The sequence below is a fragment of the Pseudoalteromonas sp. SG44-1 genome, from assembly GCF_014164315.1.
GTDB classification, from domain to species: Bacteria; Pseudomonadota; Gammaproteobacteria; order Enterobacterales; family Alteromonadaceae; genus Pseudoalteromonas; species Pseudoalteromonas rhizosphaerae.
Genome location: NZ_JACJEW010000119.1, coordinates 1 through 3,497 on the forward strand (window position 1 = coordinate 1; position 3,497 = coordinate 3,497).

A 3,497-nucleotide genomic window follows, 5' to 3' on the forward strand; every position below is an offset into this window, starting at 1 on the left:
AGTAAATCCTCTTTTTATATTTCACGTAAAATCGAAGTAACCGATTGAATCAAAATAGGAACTCAGCTATGGTTAATGCATCAATAAAAATAAATTAAAAACGAGTTATTCTACAGCCTCGTTAGCAGTCTAAAGGAGCCGACTTGCGTATTTTAACTATTTTATTTCTTCTACATCTCACGGTTGGATGCGCAGTTCATGAAATTACTTTTATGAAACCGGAGGGAGAGTTTGGAAAAGCTTCAAAAGATGGATGCGGTCAAATTCCTTTAAATTTCATTTACGACGACCCAGCGACTAAGTTCAAAGTTTTGTTAAATGCTAGGGCTGTTTATCTATCATTAGTCGTTCCCGAAGGGGGTACAGTTGAATGGTATGATTCTTCGATGTCAGTGGAAGTATCAGGTTTAACTGAAAATATAATTGCTGAGCCACTAATCAAAGATGAGCGTATCAAAGAAGTTTGCAGCGGTATTGGGCTATTTAGTTGTAAGAAGTACGACCAATACTACCTCTTCGTTGAGGCACCACAGATATACGAGCGTGACAATGTCAAAATTAAACCGCCTACACCATTAGTAAATGGTAAAGCGATTAAGACTTCAGAAATAAATTTTAAAAAGGTTACAGAAAATATTGTACAAGCAATCAACTGCTAACAATCCAATCAATCCGACCTCAACTCGCTGCGCTCATTGCGTCGGCTTATTGGGGCGTTATATGCAATATAGGGTTTGGTGGATATATGAAATATACAGAGAAATCGGTTACAGTTTTACATGACCAAATCCAAGTTCATTCTGAGCGTTTATGGCACAGGTATTACTCTTGAGTAAGTTTCACATAGTGTTAAAAATGAAAAATGATAATTCTTGGAAGTGTATATTTAAAGATTTGTCAGAAGTGCAAGTAAGGGACGATTTTATCGAACCTTTTAAAAGAGGTAAAGTCATCGTGAATAATGAACTTATTTCTACTAAAGATATTTATCATGTAGTTATTTCAAAAACAAATATGACCCATCGTGACGAATTGAAGAAAGTACAAACAGATAGCTATCAAAAACTCCAAGAAATGAATGAAAATGGTTCTGCTATTAACGTAGAGGCTGGCAGGTATGATTATGAAATTAAGGATTGTGGCAAAGATATTACCTCAAATTACCTTTATGGAGGTGCAGAAATGGGGGAAGAATCAAATATATTCAAAAACCCAGTGGTATTTATATTAACTGGTGGTTTTCTGGTCGCTATTCTTATAGATTTATATAGCTATTTCTCGCTCAAGGGATGGAACAATGCAAAAATGGAAATTTTACACGATCTTATCTATCCAACACTAGACATTTTAAATTATCTTATCTATCCAATTGCAGGGTTTCTGGTTTTACTTGGGCTATGTTCGATACTAGGGAGGTTAATTACTAAAGATAGTAATGATTCTATTATAGTCACTACATTTCACATCACTACGTCTATTGCTTATCTTTGTCTACACGTTTACGCAATATATGCATTTATTTGGTGGCCGATCATGGCGAGTATTGTAGCTAGCATTATATTACAAAAAATAGTAGGAGAACCAGAATCACCTCAATAATAAGCGTCTCCTATGTGGTAAACTCATAATTTGCATTCTTTCTTAAAAACGAGAAATTTTTTAAATCTTGACTATTATGCGGTCGTTTTCATAGGTAAACTGAATTTAAATGCTTTTTCAGGTTTTGGGGAGGCATGGTTTAACATAGATGAAATAACGAAGTTTAGTCCAAACCTTAAACAACTTGCATCTGAAATGGTTGGAAAAGTAAAATTATTAGGGTCTAAATCTAACAGCAGTGAATACTTAGAAACATTTTTAATTAGATGTTATGTACTTTTACCTACTAAAATAAATGAATTATTGGTGTTTATTTAAAATTAGCCGATTATCCATATACCATTACAGAGAAGAATAAATTCGAAAAATATTGGGTGAACACCAACTAAGAAACCATAAAGTAAAATAGTTCTCTGATAGTTTTTTGTAACTATTAAATAGCAACGAGAATGAAATTATCCTGCATGGTGGTGCAGGCATATAACAAGTGACTATGGTGTCAATTCCTAATTTTAAACCATTTCAGGATCCCACATTACACCATCTCTCACCATTGAATTTATTATCACTACCAGCTTTCGTATACACGCAATGATGGCTACTTTTTTAGGTTTTCCTGCTGCAACCATTCGTTGGTAAATTTCTTTAAATTTAGGGTTGCATTGGATAGCTGACATCATTGCCATATACATTGCGGTTCTAATTTTGGGCCGTCCTCCACGTATCATTCGCTTGCCTTGATAAACTCCACTTTCACGATTAAATGGTGCTACGCCAACTAAAGATGCAGCTTCTTTGTTGTTTACATAACCAAGCTCAGGCATGTCGCTAAGAAGGTTAAATGCGACAACATTTCCAACACCTGGTACGCTTTGAATAATGTTATTTTTTGCTTCGTATTCGTCACATTCTTTAATGAGTTTTTGTAGTTTTAAATCTACTTTTTCTATCTGATTTTTCAGTGCAGTTAAGATAGGTTTTATTAGTGATGATATTGTTTTTGGCATTATTTGAGAGCGGTTTTTCTCCATCGTTTGCATATCCATTAACTGCCGTCTTCTCGAGAGTAAATCGCTCATTAAGCGCATTTGGTCTGGCTTTAAAGAAGATAGAGGCGGCTTTATTGCTTCACCAAAATGAGCAATGAGTTGTGCATCAAGTTTATCTGTTTTTGCTTTTTGGCCGATAGCCCCTGCGAAGCGTTTAATGTTTACTGGATTAGCAACTACGAAGGGAATATTCGCCTCAGCGCAGGCTATAATAAAAGGTTGCTCAAGACGTCCGGTTGCTTCAATAGTGACACGCGTTACTGGGTGTTTTTTTAATATTTGTATAGCGTGTTTAATACCACTTTGATTGTTTTCTACGGTGAAGTAGATGTCTAATGGTCTGATATAAATGTCGAGTTGTGTTTTGCCAGTATCGACGCCGACGTTAATTTCGTTTTGATTATTTAGTGTATTCATAATAAGCTGACTCTGCCTTGCTATTCGGGCTCGAGGCCCAGTTGACTATCCGAGTTTAATGCTTGGAGTTTATACAGCGTTCTTACTTGTTACCGGTCTCTCAATAGAGGAGCCTTCAATCAATCGAACTACTGTATAAAAGACTTTGGTTGCAGCCAAAGCTTGGGCCTCACATTACCCGAACTAGGTTAAAATAATAATTAATTTATGGGTTTATTATCCATACAAGCACTTCAAACGGAACAAAAACAGTTGGTTAGGTTCCGCTTCGCTCCACATTATAACCAACAATTTTTGTCCGCTTAAGTGGGCGTTGAGGCTGTAGAATTACTCTTTCTAGGAACTGATTTTACATATTCGGCTTGATTGTTTTCTAACCTTGAATCTACCTGTCCGCTGTGATCTAATAGATATTATTCACCCACGGTAAAT

The 3,497-nt window shown here is 35.7% G+C and carries 3 protein-coding genes; 2 read left to right on the plus strand and 1 reads right to left on the minus strand.

Annotated elements, in window-relative coordinates; all coding sequences use genetic code 11:
• Positions 1-143 precede the first annotated feature (143 nt).
• Positions 144-659, plus strand: a complete 516-nt coding sequence (locus tag H5187_RS22850; protein ID WP_182798409.1) for a hypothetical protein — start codon at positions 144-146, stop codon at positions 657-659.
• A 196-nt stretch (positions 660-855) separates the two neighbouring features.
• Entirely contained in the window at positions 856-1,599 is a 744-nt protein-coding gene (locus H5187_RS22855) for a hypothetical protein (RefSeq protein ID WP_182719713.1), read from the plus strand.
• Between the two features lie 512 nt (positions 1,600-2,111).
• Here the strand turns inward: H5187_RS22855 and H5187_RS22860 are convergent.
• A complete protein-coding gene (locus H5187_RS22860; RefSeq protein ID WP_182719730.1) occupies positions 2,112-3,065 on the minus strand; it encodes an IS110 family transposase in 954 nt (317 codons plus the stop codon).
• Positions 3,066-3,497: the final 432 nt, after the last annotated feature.